The 15,705-nt window shown below is 72.4% G+C and carries 13 protein-coding genes; 7 read left to right on the top strand and 6 right to left on the bottom strand.

Features of this window, described 5'->3' with window-relative positions:
• Positions 1-172 precede the first annotated feature (172 nt).
• From ACFZDK_RS18535 to ACFZDK_RS18520, 4 genes are all read left to right on the top strand, one after another.
• The gene (locus tag ACFZDK_RS18535) at positions 173-2,650 is read left to right on the top strand and encodes a SpoIIE family protein phosphatase (protein WP_390973683.1); all 2,478 of its coding nucleotides are present in this window, start codon (positions 173-175) and stop codon (positions 2,648-2,650) included.
• A 272-nt stretch (positions 2,651-2,922) separates the two neighbouring features.
• Complete coding sequence (locus ACFZDK_RS18530; RefSeq protein ID WP_390973681.1) at positions 2,923-4,440, top strand: hypothetical protein; 1,518 nt, start codon at positions 2,923-2,925, stop codon at positions 4,438-4,440.
• 43 nt (positions 4,441-4,483) lie between these two features.
• On the top strand, positions 4,484-6,106 hold the full coding sequence (locus ACFZDK_RS18525) for a protein kinase (protein ID WP_390973679.1): 1,623 nt from the start codon (positions 4,484-4,486) through the stop codon (positions 6,104-6,106).
• A 125-nt stretch (positions 6,107-6,231) separates the two neighbouring features.
• A complete protein-coding gene (locus ACFZDK_RS18520) occupies positions 6,232-6,723 on the top strand; it encodes a nucleotidyltransferase domain-containing protein (RefSeq protein WP_390973677.1) in 492 nt (163 codons plus the stop codon).
• Between the two features lie 6 nt (positions 6,724-6,729).
• Here ACFZDK_RS18520 and ACFZDK_RS18515 read toward each other — a convergent pair whose 3' ends face one another.
• Genes ACFZDK_RS18515 through ACFZDK_RS18505 form a run of 3 tightly spaced genes read right to left on the bottom strand, consistent with a single transcriptional unit; the run spans position 6,730 to position 8,772 of the window.
• Complete coding sequence (locus ACFZDK_RS18515) at positions 6,730-7,101, bottom strand: VOC family protein (RefSeq protein WP_390973675.1); 372 nt, start codon at positions 7,099-7,101, stop codon at positions 6,730-6,732.
• A gap of 56 nt (positions 7,102-7,157) precedes the next feature.
• On the bottom strand, positions 7,158-8,003 hold the full coding sequence (locus ACFZDK_RS18510; protein WP_390973673.1) for a PaaX family transcriptional regulator C-terminal domain-containing protein: 846 nt from the start codon (positions 8,001-8,003) through the stop codon (positions 7,158-7,160).
• Positions 8,004-8,010: 7 nt separating this feature from the next.
• Positions 8,011-8,772: an EthD domain-containing protein gene (locus tag ACFZDK_RS18505; protein ID WP_390973671.1), complete on the bottom strand. Its 762-nt coding sequence runs from the start codon at positions 8,770-8,772 to the stop codon at positions 8,011-8,013.
• A 371-nt stretch (positions 8,773-9,143) separates the two neighbouring features.
• On the opposite strand from ACFZDK_RS18505, the gene ACFZDK_RS18500 reads away from it, so the two are divergent.
• Positions 9,144-10,748 (top strand): MFS transporter, encoded by a 1,605-nt coding sequence (locus ACFZDK_RS18500; RefSeq protein ID WP_390973670.1) that lies wholly within the window; start codon positions 9,144-9,146, stop codon positions 10,746-10,748.
• A gap of 51 nt (positions 10,749-10,799) precedes the next feature.
• On the opposite strand, the gene gap is transcribed toward ACFZDK_RS18500, so the two are convergent.
• The 3 genes from gap to ACFZDK_RS18485 all read right to left on the bottom strand — a co-directional run bounded on the left by gap (position 10,800) and on the right by ACFZDK_RS18485 (position 13,297).
• Positions 10,800-11,795: a type I glyceraldehyde-3-phosphate dehydrogenase gene (gene gap, locus ACFZDK_RS18495; protein WP_390973668.1), complete on the bottom strand. Its 996-nt coding sequence runs from the start codon at positions 11,793-11,795 to the stop codon at positions 10,800-10,802.
• 135 nt (positions 11,796-11,930) lie between these two features.
• Complete coding sequence (locus tag ACFZDK_RS18490; protein ID WP_390973667.1) at positions 11,931-12,887, bottom strand: helix-turn-helix domain-containing protein; 957 nt, start codon at positions 12,885-12,887, stop codon at positions 11,931-11,933.
• A gap of 50 nt (positions 12,888-12,937) precedes the next feature.
• The gene (locus tag ACFZDK_RS18485) at positions 12,938-13,297 is read right to left on the bottom strand and encodes a winged helix-turn-helix transcriptional regulator (protein ID WP_390973665.1); all 360 of its coding nucleotides are present in this window, start codon (positions 13,295-13,297) and stop codon (positions 12,938-12,940) included.
• Between the two features lie 74 nt (positions 13,298-13,371).
• On the opposite strand from ACFZDK_RS18485, the gene ACFZDK_RS18480 reads away from it, so the two are divergent.
• Positions 13,372-14,022, top strand: a complete 651-nt coding sequence (locus tag ACFZDK_RS18480) for an NAD(P)-binding domain-containing protein (protein ID WP_390973663.1) — start codon at positions 13,372-13,374, stop codon at positions 14,020-14,022.
• A 100-nt stretch (positions 14,023-14,122) separates the two neighbouring features.
• Positions 14,123-15,691: an FAD-dependent monooxygenase gene (locus ACFZDK_RS18475; RefSeq protein ID WP_390973662.1), complete on the top strand. Its 1,569-nt coding sequence runs from the start codon at positions 14,123-14,125 to the stop codon at positions 15,689-15,691.
• Positions 15,692-15,705 lie beyond the last annotated feature (14 nt).

Genomic DNA, 15,705 nt, shown 5'->3' with positions numbered 1-15,705 from the left:
ACGGCACTTCCATGCTGCCCCGTGCCCGCCGCTCGCCCAACTCCAGGACGGGTACCCCTCCCCGCGCCGCGGTCCCGCCCGCACCCGCACAACCTCACCGTTCTCTCTCCTTGCGGGCCGTGCGCGGCGGGCGGACAAGCAGGAACATGGGGTTACGTAGAGGATGTAGCCAATGAATTCTCCGAATTCTCCGCGCGAGGGCTTCGACGTGCCCGCCCCCGCGGGCCCGAGCGGGTTCCTCGACGCCTCCAGCGACGCGGCGGCGGTGCTGTCGGCCGAGGGCGTCGTGATCGGCTGGACCCCGGGCGCCGAGGCGCTCCTCGGCCACCCGGCCGCCGAGGTGGTGGGCACTTCCGCGGCGCGGCTGCTCGCCATGCGCGCCGACCCGGCCCGCGCCGCCGGTGTCGCCGAGCGCTGCCGCTCCGGCATGGGGTGGAGCGGACTCATCCCGGTACGCCACCGCGACGGCCGCAGCATCGACGTCGCCCTGCGGGTCTCCGCCTCCTTCAGCATGGACGGCGGGGAGTGCTTCCTCCTCTCGGCCCGGGAGCAGCGGCCCCAGTGGGCGATGGGTCAGTCCGTCCTCGACGGGTTCCTCACGCGCTCACCCATCGGCATGGCCGTGATGGACCTTGACCTGCGCTACGTGTGGCTGAACGACACCCTGGAGCGCTTCGGCGGAGTGCCGCGCGAGCAGCGCCTGGGCCGCCGGCTGAGCGAGCTGCTGCCGGGTCTGGAGGCCACCACCATCGAGGGCCTGATGCGCAAGGTGCTGACGACCCGGGAGCCGGTCACCGACTACGAGTACCTCGGCTGGAGCTGGGCCGATCCGCACCGCCAACGCGCCTACGCCACCTCGTTCTTCCCCCTTGTCGACACCGACGACTCGGTGACCGGCGTCTGCTATCTGGTCACCGATGTCACCGAGCGGTGGAGCGTCCGCCAGCTGCTGTCCATGGTCAACGAGGCCGGCACCCGCATCGGCACCACCCTCGACGTGCTGCGGACCGCCCAGGAACTCGCCGACTTCGCCGTCCCCCGCTTCGCCGACTTCGTCATCGTCGACCTCCTGGAGCCCGTCCTCAGCAGCGAGGGCCACGGCGCCTGGCTGACCGACGCGGGCCCGGCGCCCGCCAGGCCGGTGATGCGGCGCGCCGGGCTGAAGAGCGTGCGTGAGGGCCACCCCGAGGCCGTGGCGCAGGTCGGCGACCGGGTGGACTTCCTCCCCCCGCCGCACGGCGTCGACCTGCTCATCCGCGGCGAGCCGATCCTCATCCCGGTCCTCGACCCGGACGACCACCTGTGGGTCACCGAACAGCCCGCCCGCACGGCCCGCATCCGGGAGTTCGGACTGCACTCCCTCATCTCGGTCCCGATGCGGGCGCGCGACACCGTCCTGGGCCTGACCACGTTCGCCCGCTCCCTCAACCAGGTCTCCTTCCAGCCCGACGACGTCCTGCTCGCCCGCGAGCTGGTGGCGCGCGCCGCCGTCTGCGTCGACAACGCCCGCCGCTACACCCGGGAGCACACGGCCGCCGTCACCCTGCAGCGCAGCCTGCTGCCGCAGGCCCTGAGGGGCGGTACGGCGCTGGAGGTGGCCTCCGCCTATCTGCCGGCGGACGCCACGGACGGTGTCGGCGGCGACTGGTTCGACGTGATCCCGCTCTCCGGCGCCCGCGTCGGCCTGGTCGTCGGCGACGTGGTCGGCCACGGCCTGTCCGCGGCGGCGAGCATGGGCCGGCTGCGCACCGCCGTGCAGACCCTCGCCGACATGGAGATGCCCCCCGACGAACTCCTCGCCCACCTCGACGACCTCGTGCTGCGGCTCGGGGAGGAGGAGAGCGGGGGCGCGGCCGGCGAGGGCAGCACGGCCACCTTCGTCGGAGCGACCTGCCTGTACGCCGTCTACGACCCGGTGACCCGGCGGTGCGCCATGGCCCGGGCGGGACACCCGCCGCCCGTCGTCGTGGCACCCGACGGGCACGTCCACTTCCCCGAGATGCCGCCCGGACCGCCGCTCGGGCTCGGCGGCATGGCCTTCGAGGCCACCGAGATCGAACTCGCCGAGAACAGCCTCCTGGGCCTGTACACCGACGGTCTCATCGAGGGCGCCGACCAGGACGTCGAACGGGGCATGTCCCGGCTGCGCGCCGCCCTGAGCGGCCCCGCCACCGACCTCGAAGCGCTGTGCACCTCCACGGTCCACCAACTGGTCCCCGTTCCCCAGCCCGACGACATCGCCCTGCTCCTGGCCCGCACCCATGTCCTGGCCGCCGACGACGTCGTCTCCTGGGACGTGCCCGTCGACCCGGCCGCCGTCGCCGACGTCCGCGCCCGGGCGACCCGCCAGGTCGTGGAGTGGGGCTACGACGAGCTGGCGGTGACCACCGAACTCATCGTCAGCGAACTCGTCACCAACGCCATCCGCTACGCGGAACCGCCCATCCGGCTACGGCTGTTGCGCGACTCCCGGCTGACCTGCGAGGTCGCCGACGCCAGCAGCACCGCCCCCCGCCTGCGTCACGCCCGCAGCACGGACGAGGGCGGCCGAGGACTCTTCCTGGTCGCCCAACTCGCCCACCGCTGGGGCGCCCGCTACACCGGCGACGGCAAGATCATCTGGGCCGAGCAGGAATTCCGGCAGCACTAGGGCGCCGAGGGTCGGCGGGGCCGGGGCTCTGTCGAATTCGTACGTTTGGCCGTACGCTGTCAATTCATAAGGATTCGGCAGCAATTGGGGGAGCCGCCATGTCCGGGGACGCGTACGGTCCGTATCAGGGACCGCCGAATCAGGGACCACCGCCGGGCCAGGGGGGCCCGGACCAAGGGGCGCCGCACCAGGGTGCCCCGGGGCAGGGCGGATTTCCCGGCCAGGGGTTCGCGTACCAGGGGTTCCCGCCCCCGGGATCCTTCGTCCCGCCGATGCCGGCCGCCCCGCCGCCCGCGCCGCCGGACGCCCTGCGGGCCGTCGCGGTGGCCCTCCTCAACCTGAGCGGACTCGGTCTCGGCTATCTGCTCGTCCGAAGATGGCTCCCGATGGCCGCGTGCCTGGCGGCGACCGTCGTCCTGCTGCTCGTCGCCCTGCCCGCGGACGCCGACGGCGTGCCCGGAGCCGCGCTCGTCCTCTACCTCGTGTTCCTGCTGCTGGCCGCCCTGCACGGCGCGTTCGTCGGCCTGCGCACCCGGCTGGTGTGGCCGGGCCGGCGACCCGTCGCACTCGTGCTGGGCCTCGTCCTGCTCGCCGTCCCGGTCGGCGGCGCCCTCTGGTACGACAGCGCGCGGCAGGAAGCCGTCGAACGCGCGCTCCTGGACCGTCTCGACAGCGCCGACCAGCAGGTGACGGCGGCGGGCAAGGAAGGCTTCGCCGCCGCCAAGTCCGAGTACCAGGACGCCCTGGCCGTCTACCGCGACCTCGTCGTCCACCACTCCGGCTCCCGCGCCGCCGCCCAGGTCCCCGACCGCCTGAAGACCTACTACACGACGGTGGGCGCGGCCTACAGCCACAACGACTACTGCACGGCCGTAGAACCGCTGAAATACCTGCGGACGGTGCCCGACTCGATGCCGAAGGACCAGCTCGGCTCGCTCGCCGACTGGCCCGACGACCGGCTGGCCACCTCGCTGTACGAGTGCGGAGCCGACGCCTTGACCGACGGCGGGACCGACTGGGTCACCCAATTCGGCGACCTACTGGGCACCTTCCCCGAATCCGACCAGGCCGACAAGGTCGTACCCGCCGTCGACGCGGCCGAGAAGAAGGCCGCCAAGGCCGTCTCCGGCAGCGACCCCTGCACCGCCGTCACCCGGTTGCACACCCTCAACACCCAGATCATCCAGCTGTCGAACGACGCGAGCGGCCAGTCCGACGGCCTGACCAAGGTCGCGGCCCGGGCCGACAGCAGCGGTGACGCGGGCGAGTACGAGTGCGGCGTCAAGCAGTACAAGGACGGCGACTTCGAGCAGGCACAGGAGACCATGCAGCAGTTCGTCACCGACAACCCGCACCACAGCAACCGCGACCGCGCCCGCAAGATCGCGATCGGCGCCGAGGTCGCCCAGACGCTCCCGGCCGCCGGCAAGAAGCTGCCCACCACCGCGGGCGGCGGCGGCATCTCCGTGACCGTCAAGAACGACAGCCCCGACGACATCACCGTTCTGTACACCGGCCCGGTCACCGGCAGCTTCACCCTGAAGGCGTGCGGGAGTTGCAAGGCCTACTCGTTCGCCAGCTCGCTCATCTCCGGATGGGAACCCTGCAGCGACAGCGGCAAGAACTACCCGCAGCGCACGATCAGCCTCCCGCCCGGCACCACCTACTTCGTGCACAAGCCGAAGAACGACACCACGGCCACCCCGGGATCCGACACCGCCAAGCTGCGCTACGGCTACGTCTACACCGAGTGCGCTTACACGACACAGTCCCTGGGGTCCAGCTACTGAGCGCGGTACGAGGTTGTCGGTCCCGGCAACTAAGCTCCCGCGCATGGACGACGAGGGCAGAGACAACCCCGCGAGACGGGTCGTCGACGGGCGGTTCGAGCTGCAGGCACGTCTCGGTGGCGGCGGCATGGGCATGGTCTGGCGCGCCACCGACCTGGTGCTGCACCGCAGTGTGGCCGTCAAGGAGGTACGGCCGGCCGACCCCGGGCTCGCCGAGTACGACCCGGAGGCCGCGCGGCTGCTGCGGGAGCGGGTGCTGCGGGAGGCCCGGGCGCTGGCCCGGGTCGACCACCCCAACGTGGTGACGATCCATCACATCGTTGACGGCGGCCCGGGCACCTACCCGTGGATCGTCATGGAACTCGTCACCGGCGGCTCCCTGGCGGACCGTCTCGCCCGCGGTGCGATGAGCCCCGCCGAGGCCGCGCGCATCGGCCGCGAGGTGCTGGCCGCCCTCCGGGCCGCCCACGAGGCCGGCATCGAGCACCGCGACGTGAAGCCGGCCAACGTCCTGATGCGCCCCGACGGCCGTCCGGTGCTCACCGACTTCGGTATCGCCGCGGTCCGTGAGGCCACCGCCCTCACCGCCACCGGTTCGGTCATCGGCACCCCCGACTACATGGCCCCCGAGCGTGTCTCCGGCAAGGACGGCGGCCCGGCCGCCGACCTGTGGTCGCTCGCGATGATGCTGTACGTGGCCGTCGAGGGCCACCATCCGCTGCGCCGGGGCACCACCCTCGCGACGCTCGCCGCCGTCCTCTCCGACGACATACCGCCGCCGGTCAACGCCGGGCCCCTGACGGACGTCCTCAACCGCGTCCTGGTCCGCGACCCGCAGGCCCGCCCGGACGTCCGGCAGCTGGACCGGATGCTGGCCGACGCCGCCGCCCGGCAGACCGAGACCACCCCCACGTCCTTCCCCCTCCAACCCCCGGTGGCGCCACCCCAGGACACCACCGGACCGCAGCACGTGGGCCCGACCTCTCCCGTGCCGGCCGCTCCCCGTCGCCGCTGGACCCTGTTCGTCCTGCCCACCGCCGGAGTGGCCCTCGCGGGCGCGCTCCTGTGGACCCAGCTGCCGGGATCGGGCACGCACGACTCCCCGTCCGGGGGCTCCACCGGTACGACCTCGCCCTCGACGGGTGCCACCGGCTCTCCCACGGCCACGGGCTCTGGCTCTGGCTCTGGCTCTGGGGAGACCAGCACGACCGACCTGCTGACCCCGCAGGGCATCCGCACCGCCGTCGCCGCCTTCGAGAAGAAGACCGGCCGGGACCGGTTCGGCAAGCTCGCCGTCTACCCGGAGTACGTCATCGCCTGGGTGATGGTGAAGGGCAGTAATAGCGCGTACGACAGCTACACCTACCGCTCCGGCGAGGGCGTGACGGAGGACATCATCAAAGGTTCCCTGCCCGACAGCATGGGAACACCCGTCCGCCTGGACGGCTTCGACTGGGACAAGGTCCCCTTCCTGCTGGCCCAGGCGAAGAAGAAGCTCAACGTGCCCAACGTGAACACCCGCTACCTGCTCGTGGACCTCCCCGGCAACGCCTTCGGCGACCCCGCCGGGATGTCCGTCTACCTCAGCAACGAGTACAGCCAGAACGGCTACCTGCAGACGGACGCGAAGGGCAAGCTCGTCCGGGTGGTGGCGAACGAGGACTGACCCGAGGCGGTCGTGCGGGTGGCGGTCGGTGCAGGTTGTCCCGGTTGGCGGCGAGTTGGCCCTGGACATGCAGGTGACGGCGCCGCGGGCGGAGTCGGAGCGTTCCGGGAAGGTGGAGCCGAGTGATGTCGTCCGACGACGTGCTGTCCGTGCTGGCGCTGCTGAGGCGCGCGGAGGCCGACGTGTGGGTCGGTGGCGGCTGGGGGATCGACGCCCTGGTCCGCGAGCAGACCAGAGCCCATCGCGATCTGGACCTCATGCACTGCCTGGATCAGGAGGACGCCGTGGTGGAGGCACTCGCCCGCGCCGGATACGCGGAGCACCTCGACCAGCGCCCCGTCCGGTTCGTGCTCACGGCTCCGGACGGACGGGAGATCGACCTCCATCCGCTGGTCTTCGCCGACGACGGGTCCGCGCTACAGGCCTCCTTCGACTCGGACCACCCCTTCCACTACCCCGCCTCCGCCTTCGTCACCGGCACCATCGACGCAACCACCGTCCCCTGCCTCTCGGCCGCCCAGCAGGTCCACTTCCACCAGGGCTACGACCCCACACCCCGCGACCGTCACGACATGGCCCAGCTCCGCCGGGTCTTCGGCATCGCCACGCACTTCTGACCGCCGTCATACCTCCTGGTACAGATTCACGACGGCCCCGTCCGGATCACGCACCCAGACCGACCGGCGTCCCCACGCCTGGGTCGTCGGCGGCTTGAGAATGAGCACGCCCTGGGACAGCAGCCGCTCGTGGCAGGCGTCCACATCGGCGATCCGGAACTCCAGGGTGACGCCCCCACGCGCGCTGCTGACCGCAGAACCGGGCACCATCGCCTCCATTCCCCGGCGCGAGAAGAACGACAGCACCGCCCCGGGAACCACCACCCGCGCGAAGGGGTCACCACCCTCGACCTCCGCGTCGAGGACCGCCGCATAGAAGCCGGCGAGGCGCGGAACATCGTCGATGAGCAGGCAGGTGCCGGTGAAGTGTGGCTGCATGCGGGCATCGTAGAGCGAGGGTCCGACAGGCGAAGGGGAGCCCCGGGCGGGCGACGTCAGAGTGAGAGCAGCGCTTCGGTCTCCTTCTCCGCGGCGGGGCCGAGTCGGGTGCGGGTGCGGGTGAAGGTGGCGGTCGAGTGGGGGGCGGGCCAGTCGTCGGGGAGGTGGGGGGTGGGGAGGCCGGGGTCGGCGCGGAGGAGGCGGCCCCAGTCGTCGATGAGCAGGAGCAGGTGGGGGAGGGAGTCGCCGGGGTTCGGCTCCGGGTGTTCCCAGCGGTCGAGGAACTGTGTGTGAGCTGCTCGCAGGGCGGTGAGGTCCCAGGCTCGGCGGATCAGTTCGGCCGGGTCGCTGGGGGCGGTCGGGGTGCCGTGGAACGCCTGGGCCAGGGGGCGTACCTCGGGCGTCAGCAGATCCCCGAGCATGGTCTCGACGTCCACGCGGCCCGGCGCGACCCACACATGCGGCTGGACGGCGCCGAACCCGGCCCAGGTCAGCCGGGTCTGGAGCTGGTAGCGCACATTGCGCAGGGTCTCGGGGAGGGGGCAGCTGAGGACCGTCCAGATGTCTGGTTCGTGGTCGAAGGGGGTGGGGGAGAACAGGCGGTCGCGGCCCTGCGCGAGCAGCGTGCGGGCCTCCGGTGTCAGTTCGAACGCGCTGGTGCGGCCGTCCTTGTGACGGGCCAGCAGACCACGGTGGACCATCCGGTTCAGGGCGGCCCTGGTCGCCGCGTCGGACACCCCCAGCCGCTCCAGCACGGTCAGCAGCACCCGGGTGGGAACCCGTACCCCCGCCTCGCGCGGCCTGGCGCCCTGCCCGAACACGCACAGGCCGAAGAAGACGAGCACCGCCTCCTGCGGCACGATCTGCCGCTCGACGGCCGTCTCGTCACCCTGCGCGCTCATGGGGCGATCATACGAGCGCCTCCGTGTCCTTCGTGTCGTCGAAGATCACGACTTCCCGAGTGAGGAGGAAGAAGGAGAGCGACGGCTGGTGGAAGGGACCGCCCTGGCGCTCCGCATGCCGGGCGAGTTCCGTTTCGTAGGCACGGATGCCCGCGATCGCGTCCCCCTCGTCGAACCACAACGCCGCGTAGGCCTCGTACGTCGGCTGTTCGGACCCGCCGAAGTAGGCGGCGTTGCCGCCGCCGGCCGCCGCGGGATTCCACTCGTAGCCCCGCAGGCGGTGGGCGACGGCTCCGGACGGATCGGCCAGCGCCGCCGCGTGGGCCTGCTCCCAGCGCTGCTGGAACACCCCCGGCGCCAGGCCCTCCGCCGCCTTCAGGAAGTACAGGACCTTGACCGCGCCGGGGCCGGGCCGCGGCACCTCGGTCCGCCGCTCCTCGACCAGCAGGCTCAACGCCACCGGCACATCACTGAAGTTGACGCCGTCCGGGCCGACGACCTCGCGGGTGTACGGATCGGCGAAGGTCTGTCCCATCGTCTCGACGCTGTCGAAGTACAGCTCGGTGACAGAGTCGCGCGGCAGCGTTACCTGGTAGCCAGGGTCGCCGAGCGCGCCGTAGGCACTGTCGAAGACGTGGTTCTGCACGTACTTGCGCAGGGTCAGTTTCCTGGCCACGGCGATGCCGCCGTGCACCTCTCGCACGTAGTCGGCGTACTCGGCGTGTGTCATCCCGGGACGGCGCCGCACGGCGGCCACCAGCTTGATCATCGCAACCTCCTCGTGGGGGAACCCGAGGGGGAGAATGTATGTCATTTATCTGTGGAATCACAATGATGTGCAACATGATGGCCATCGCGTGCCCGTCCGACCAGGGGCAGGCGTCAGCGGCGTTCACCTTAGGTTGCAGGTCCAAGGGCATCTCCGCGGGCGGCGCGTCGGTATACGGTCCGTAGCGCTCGTCCCGACAGAAGTGGCTCACGTCAACGGAGATTCCGGCCGAAACACGCCGCGCAGGCGCCGCGCGGCCGTGCGGCGGGTTCGACACGACGGGGGCCGCGCTGTCGGCCCGGCGGTAGAGCCGCGTCCGCCGCCGATGTACGTCGCCCTGTCACTCCACTGCTTCGAGGTGCCCTGTGGCCATGCCTTCTCCTGCCTCGTCCCCGTCCGCGCCGCCCGACACCGGCAACCGGCACACCACGGCCACCATCGTGCTGGCCTGCCTCGGGGTGTTCGTCTCCTACCTGCCGGTCGTCGGGGTCTCCGTCGCGCTTCCGGTCATGCAACAGGCCCTGGACGCCTCCACCGTCGGGCTCCAGTGGATCACCGACGCCTTCATCCTGCCGACCGCGGCACTGCTGCTGACCTGCGGCATGGTGGGTGACCTGTACGGCCGCAAGAAGACGTACCTGGCCGGGCTGGTGCTGTTCTGCCTCGGCTGCCTGGTGTGTCTCACCGCCGGCAGCGTCGTCCAGGTCTGTGTGGGCCAGGCGCTCACCGGCGTCGGCACCGCCGCGCTGCTGCCCTCCACGCTCGCGCTGATCGGGCATGTCTGCCCGGACCCCCGCAGGCGCGCCCGGGCGATAGCCCTGTGGACGGCCGCCCTCGGCCTCGGACTGACCCTCGGCCCGGTGGTCAACGGCCTGATCGTGGAGCACGCGAGCTGGCGGTGGATCTTCCTGCCCTCGCTCGTCGTCGCCGTCGCGACCGCCGTGATCGGCGCCGCCCTGCTGACCGACTCCCGGGCCGAGCGCGAACGCCACCTGGACGTTCCCGGCCAGCTCCTGGCCGTCGTCGCCATCACCGGACTGGTCTACGGCGTCATCGAGGGCGGCAGCGACGGCTGGTCGTCGGCGCAGGCCGTGATCGCCTTCGTGGCCGCCGCTCTCGGCGCGGTCGGCTTCGTCCTCGTGGAACTCCGCTCGGCCTGTCCGATGCTGGACATGCGCCTGTTCAAGTCGGCGGCGTTCTCGGGCGCGGCGATCGTCATGGCCGTCACCCTGTTCGCCCAGGTCGGCCTGGTCTTCGCGCTGAGCGAGTACTTCGGGCTCGTCCACCACGCCTCGACGCTGGACATCGGCATCCGGCTCATCGCCATCAACGGCTTCACGGTGGTGCTCGGCCCGCTCGTCGGGCGGCTGATGAACCGGGTCACGCCCGGACTGCTGCTGGTCACCGGTCTGGTGGTCGGCGGGATCGGCGCCCTGCTGGTGAACGCCTTCCAGGCCGACACCGGCACGGGTGAGGCCGCCCTGGTCATCGGCGTGCTCGGCATCGGCATCGCGCTCGCCATGGCACCGATCACCACCATCGCCATGAACGCCCTGCCGCACCGGCTCGGCGGCACCGCCGCCGCGGCCAACAGCGCGCTCCGCCAGATCGGCAGCGCCCTCGGCCCCGCCGTCTTCGGCGTCGTCCTCACCCACCGCACCCTGGCCACCCTGCCCGGACACCTCGCCTCGTCCGGACTGAGCCCCGCCGACCAGGGACAGGTGAGCGGACTGGTCTCGCACGTCGGCATCCAGGCCGGGGCGTTCCTGCAGCTGAAGACCCCGGAGAGCACCGGACGGGCCCAGGGCGCCTACGGCGCGAGCTTCACCGACGCCCTGCACACCTGCGCCCTCGTCGGCGGGATCGGGATGCTGGTGGCCGCGGTGATCGCCGCGGTGCTGATCGGGATCCGCCCGGCGCGGGCCCCGCGGCCGGCGACGGAAGCGGCGGCGCACCCGGCCGGCGCCGCGAGCTGACACACGGCAGGGAGCGGCCGGCCACCGAACCGTGGCCGGCCGCTCCGCCCGTCAGCGCGCGAGCAGTTCCAGCGTGTCGATCACCCGGTTCGAGAAGCCCCACTCGTTGTCGTACCAGGCGACCACCTTCACGTGCCGGCCGTCGACGCGAGTGAGGGCCGAGTCGAAGATCGACGAGGCCGGGTTGCCCGTGATGTCCGAGGACACCAGCGGGTCCTCCGAGTACTCGAGGACGCCCGCGAGCGGCCCCTCCGCCGCCGCGTGGTACGCGGCCTGCACGTCCTCACGCGTCACGTCACGGGACACCGTCGTGTTCAGCTCGACGATCGAGCCCACCGGCACCGGCACCCGGATCGAGTCACCGGACAGCCTGCCGTCGAGGTTCGGCAGCACCAGGCCGATGGCCTTCGCGGCGCCCGTCGTGGTCGGCACGATGTTGACCCCCGCGGCCCGGGCGCGCCGCGGATCGCGGTGCGGGCCGTCCTGCAGGTTCTGCTCCTGGGTGTACGCGTGCACCGTCGTCATGAACCCGTGCTCGATCCCGGCGAGTTCGTCGAGGACGGCGGCCAGCGGCGCGAGCGCGTTGGTCGTGCAGGAGGCGTTGGAGACGACCGTGTGCGTCTCCGGGTCGTACGCGTCGGTGTTCACGCCGTACGCGAGCGTGACGTCGGCACCGTCCGACGGCGCGCTGACCAGCACCTTCCGCGCACCCGCGTCGAGGTGGGCGCGGGCGGCCTTCGCCGACGTGAAGCGGCCGGTCGACTCCAGCGCGATGTCCACGCCCAGCTCGGCCCACGGCAGCTGCGCCGGCTCGCGCTCGGCGAGCACCTTGATACGACGGCCGTCGACGACGAGGACATCCCCGTCGACGCTCACCGGACGCCCCAGCCGGCCCGCCGTCGAGTCGAAGGCGAGCAGCCGCGCGAGCGCGGTGGGCTCGGTGAGGTCGTTGACGGCGACGACCTCCAGGTCGCTGTCCCGCTCCAGCAGAGCGCGCAGCACATTGCGTCCGATGCGGCCGAATCCGTTGATGGCGATACGAGTCATGAATGGCGTCCCTTCGCTACACCCCCAGATTCGCGGCCCGCCTCCGGCCGCGACAGCGGCGAGATCGCCATGGTTCAAAAGGATCCCGCCACCAGCCGTCGGGGACCTCGGTGCACGTGGAGCGCTCGGCGGCCGCTACTCGCCCTTGGTGAACGTCCGCCGGTAGTCGCTCGGTGTCGTCCCGAGGAGCCGCTGGAAGTGCAGCCGCAGGTTGGCGCCGGTGCCGAGGCCGACGTCGTCGGCGATCTGCTCGACGCTCCGCTCCGAGCGCTCCAGCAGCTCCCGCGAGAGGTCGATCCGGGCTCGCATCACCCACTGCATCGGCGTGTACCCGGTGTCCTCGACGAAGCGCCGGGAGAACGTGCGCGCAGACACCCCCGCGTGCCGGGCGAGCGCGTCGAGGGTGAGCGGTCCGTGCAGCCGGTGCAGGGCCCACTCGCGGGTCGCGGCGAACCGCTCGCCCAGCGGCTCGGGCACACTGCGCGGCACGTACTGCGCCTGACCGCCGCTGCGATAGGGCGCCGCGACCAGCCGCCGGGCCGCGTGGTTGGACGCGGCGACCCCGAGGTCACCGCGCAGGATGTGCAGGCACAGGTCGATACCCGAGGCGGCACCGGCCGACGTCAGCACACTGCCCTCGTCGACGAACAGCACGTTCTCGTCGACCTTGACCAGCGGATGCTTCTCGGCGAGCGCCCGCGTGTAGTGCCAGTGCGTCGTGGCCCGCCGCCCGTCGAGCAGCCCGGTCGCGGCGAGCGCGAAGGCCCCGGTCGAGATCGCGGCCAGCCGCGCACCCCGCGCGTGCGCGGCCAGCAGCGCGTCCACGACGGCCGTCGGCGGATCCTCCCGGTCCGGGAACCGGTACCCGGGCACGAACACGATCTCCGCCCACTCCAGCGCGTCGAGGCCATGGGCGACGTGGTACGACAGCCCGTCGCCACCGGTGACCAGACCGGGCGCCGCCCCGCACACCCGTACCTCGTACGGCATGCTCGCCCGGGTCGTGAACACCTGCGCCGGGATCCCGACGTCCAGGGGCTTCGCCCCCTCCAGCACCAGGACGGCGACGCGATGCAGACGAGTGGCAGGCACATCGCACAGGGTACGAGCCCGTGACCGGCAACGGCGTCCGAGGCGGTGGCTCACTCGGCGGCGGTGCGGCCGGACTCCTGTGCGGCCATGACCTCGTCGCCGTGTGCGAAGGCCCAGGCCCCGACCACGTCGATGGGGCCCAGCAACGACTGCCCGAGAGCGGTGAGCCGGTACTCCACGCGCGGCGGGGCCCCGGGGAAGGCCCGGCGCGTCACCAGGCCGTTGAACTGCAGGCGGCGCAGGGTCTCGGTCAACACCTTGGAGCTGATGCCCCCGATCCGCTCCCGCAGTTCGAGCGGGCGCCGCGGCCCGTCCCGCAGGGCCCAGAGCACCACGGCGTTCCAGGTGTGCGAGAGCAGGTCGAAGGCGAGGCGGGCGCGGCAGTCGGCGAGGAAGGCGTCGGTCGTCACGTACCAGATGGTGCCCGACGGGCTGCGTAGCGTCGGAGCGAACGACTCAAGCGGGCCTGGAGAGGGAGCAGTTGATGCGGATCGGCGTACTGGGAACGGGCAACATGGCGCACGCCCTCGCCACCCACTGGGCGCGGGCCGGGCACGAGGTCACCGTCGGGGGACGGGACACCGGCCGGGCGGAACGGCTCGCGGCGCGGATCGGGGCCGGCACCCGGGCCGCAGGTCTGCGCGCGGCGGCCGAGTCCGGTCCCGTGGTGCTGGCCGCGCTGCCCTTCGAGGCGGGCGCGGCCGTGGTGGGGGAGTTGCGGGCGGCCCTCGACGGGAGGGCGGTGATCGACTGCTCCAATCCGGTCGGCGCGGGATTCCGGCTGCTGACGGCGGGCGGTGCGTCGGCGGCGCGGCGACTGGCCGTGGCGGCGCCGGGGGCCCACGTGGTCAAGGCGTTCAACCTCTGCCACGAGGACGTGTGGCGCATGCGGCCACCGGTCTTCGACGGGCGGCCGCTGGCCGTTCCGCTCTGCGGGGACGACGAGGAGGCGCTCGCGCGGGTGGGCCGGCTGGTACGGGACGTGGGCTGCGTACCGCTGGCCGCCGGTGGCCTCGACCGGGCGGGGCTCCTGGAGGCGACCGCCGCGCTGTTCATCGGACTGTGGGTCGGCGAGGGAGCGGACGTCCAGGCCATGGCACCACCGCTGGCGTACGCGGCAGGCCCCCGGACCTGACCGCCGGGGCCGCCGGGACCGTCGCGCCCGCCAGGACTCGTTCGGGTGTACCGCGATCCGCGGTGATTGCGGCCGGGCGGCGGGACCGGATGATGGAGCCATGCCTGGAGCGGACGTCGAGGTACCGGTGCTGATCGTCGGTGGTGGGCCGGTCGGGCTCACCGCCCGGGCGTTGCTGGACCGCTGGGGCGTGCCGAACCTGCTGGTCGAGAAGCACCGAGAGCTGTCCCCCTTCCCCCGGTCCCGGCTGGTCAACGTGCGCTCGATGGAGATCTTCCGCCAGCTCGGCATCGCCGCCCGGATCGCGGCCGACGCGTTCGCGCCCGAGTACGGCCGGGTCCGGTTCCGCGACACCCTGTACGACCCCGACTTCGCCACCGCCGCGATGGCCGGGGTGCACGCGCCGGTGCCCGAGAGCCCGGTCGTCGGCACGCTCACCTCACAGGACCGGCTGGAGCCCATCCTGCTCGCGGCGGCCGGGGGAGACGTACGGTTCGGGGCCGAACTCGTCGACCTGGAGGAGGAACCCGAGGGTGTCCTCGCCCTGGTCGCCGACCGTGAACGCGGCACCCGCACCCGCGTCCGCGCCCGGTACGTGCTCGCCGCCGACGGCGCGAACTCCACCGTCCGCGAGCGGCTGGGTATCGGCACCACAGGTCCCGGAGCGCTCGGCAGCTTCACCACCGTCGTGTTCGACGCCGACCTGGCCCACTGGTGCGCGGACCAGCCCGCCGGGGTCTACTTCACCGCGTTCGGCACCTTCACGCCGCTCTACCCCGACGGCGGCTGGGCCTGGTTCGGCGCCACGCCCGGCGACGCCGAGCACGCCGACTGGTCCGGCCTGGTCTCCCGGGCCCTCGGCCCAGGCGCCGACGTACGGGCCGACGTGGTGCGGGTCCAGCACTGGTCGATGTCCGCGTCCGTGGCCGAGCGCTTCGCCCGGGGCCGGGTCCTGCTGGCCGGCGACGCCGCGCACGCGGTCCCCCCGATCGGCGGCCTGGGCATGAACGTCGGCGTCGCCGACGCCCACAACCTCTGCTGGAAACTGGCCGGCGTGCTCCAGGGCTGGGCCGAACCGGCCCTGTTGGAAACGTACGAGACCGAGCGGTTGCCCGTCGCCCTGGAGACGCTCCGCCAGGCCGTCGGGAACACCCAACTCCTCGTCCAGGTGCAGAAGCTGCGCAACGAACACCTCCGCAGCGGCGCGTCGGCGTCCACACCGGTCGAACTGCCCTGGTCGGAACGGTACTTCGCGCAGCTCGGCCTGGTGCTCGGCGTGGCCTACCACTCCGGTGCCGTCCTGACCGACCACACCGGCCCGCCCGACTCCTCCGGCACCGAGTACGTCCCCACCGCGCGGCCGGGCCACCGCATGCCCCACCGCTGGCTCGGCCCGGACCGCTCGACGCTCGACGCCTGCGGCGAGTGGTTCACCCTGCTCACCCCGGACCCCGCCCGCTGGGAGCAACAGGACACCGCCTGCTGGCCGTTGCGGGTCGGGATCCTGCCGGGCGAGCACGCCGGCCCGGACCGCCTGAGCCCGCACGGCGGCGCCCTCCTCGTCCGCCCGGACGGCCACATCGCCGCCCGCTGGGACGAACCACCGTCGAACGGCACCACCCTCCGGCACGCCCTGACCGCCCTCACCTCGCACGCGCCGGCCGGCTGACCTGAAGGACCTGA

The sequence above is a fragment of the Streptomyces sp. NPDC007901 genome (assembly GCF_042959465.1).
In the GTDB taxonomy this organism is placed as follows: Bacteria; Actinomycetota; Actinomycetes; order Streptomycetales; family Streptomycetaceae; genus Streptomyces.
Note: the sequence above shows the minus strand (reverse complement) of the source record. Positions and strands in the feature narration are given on the sequence as shown.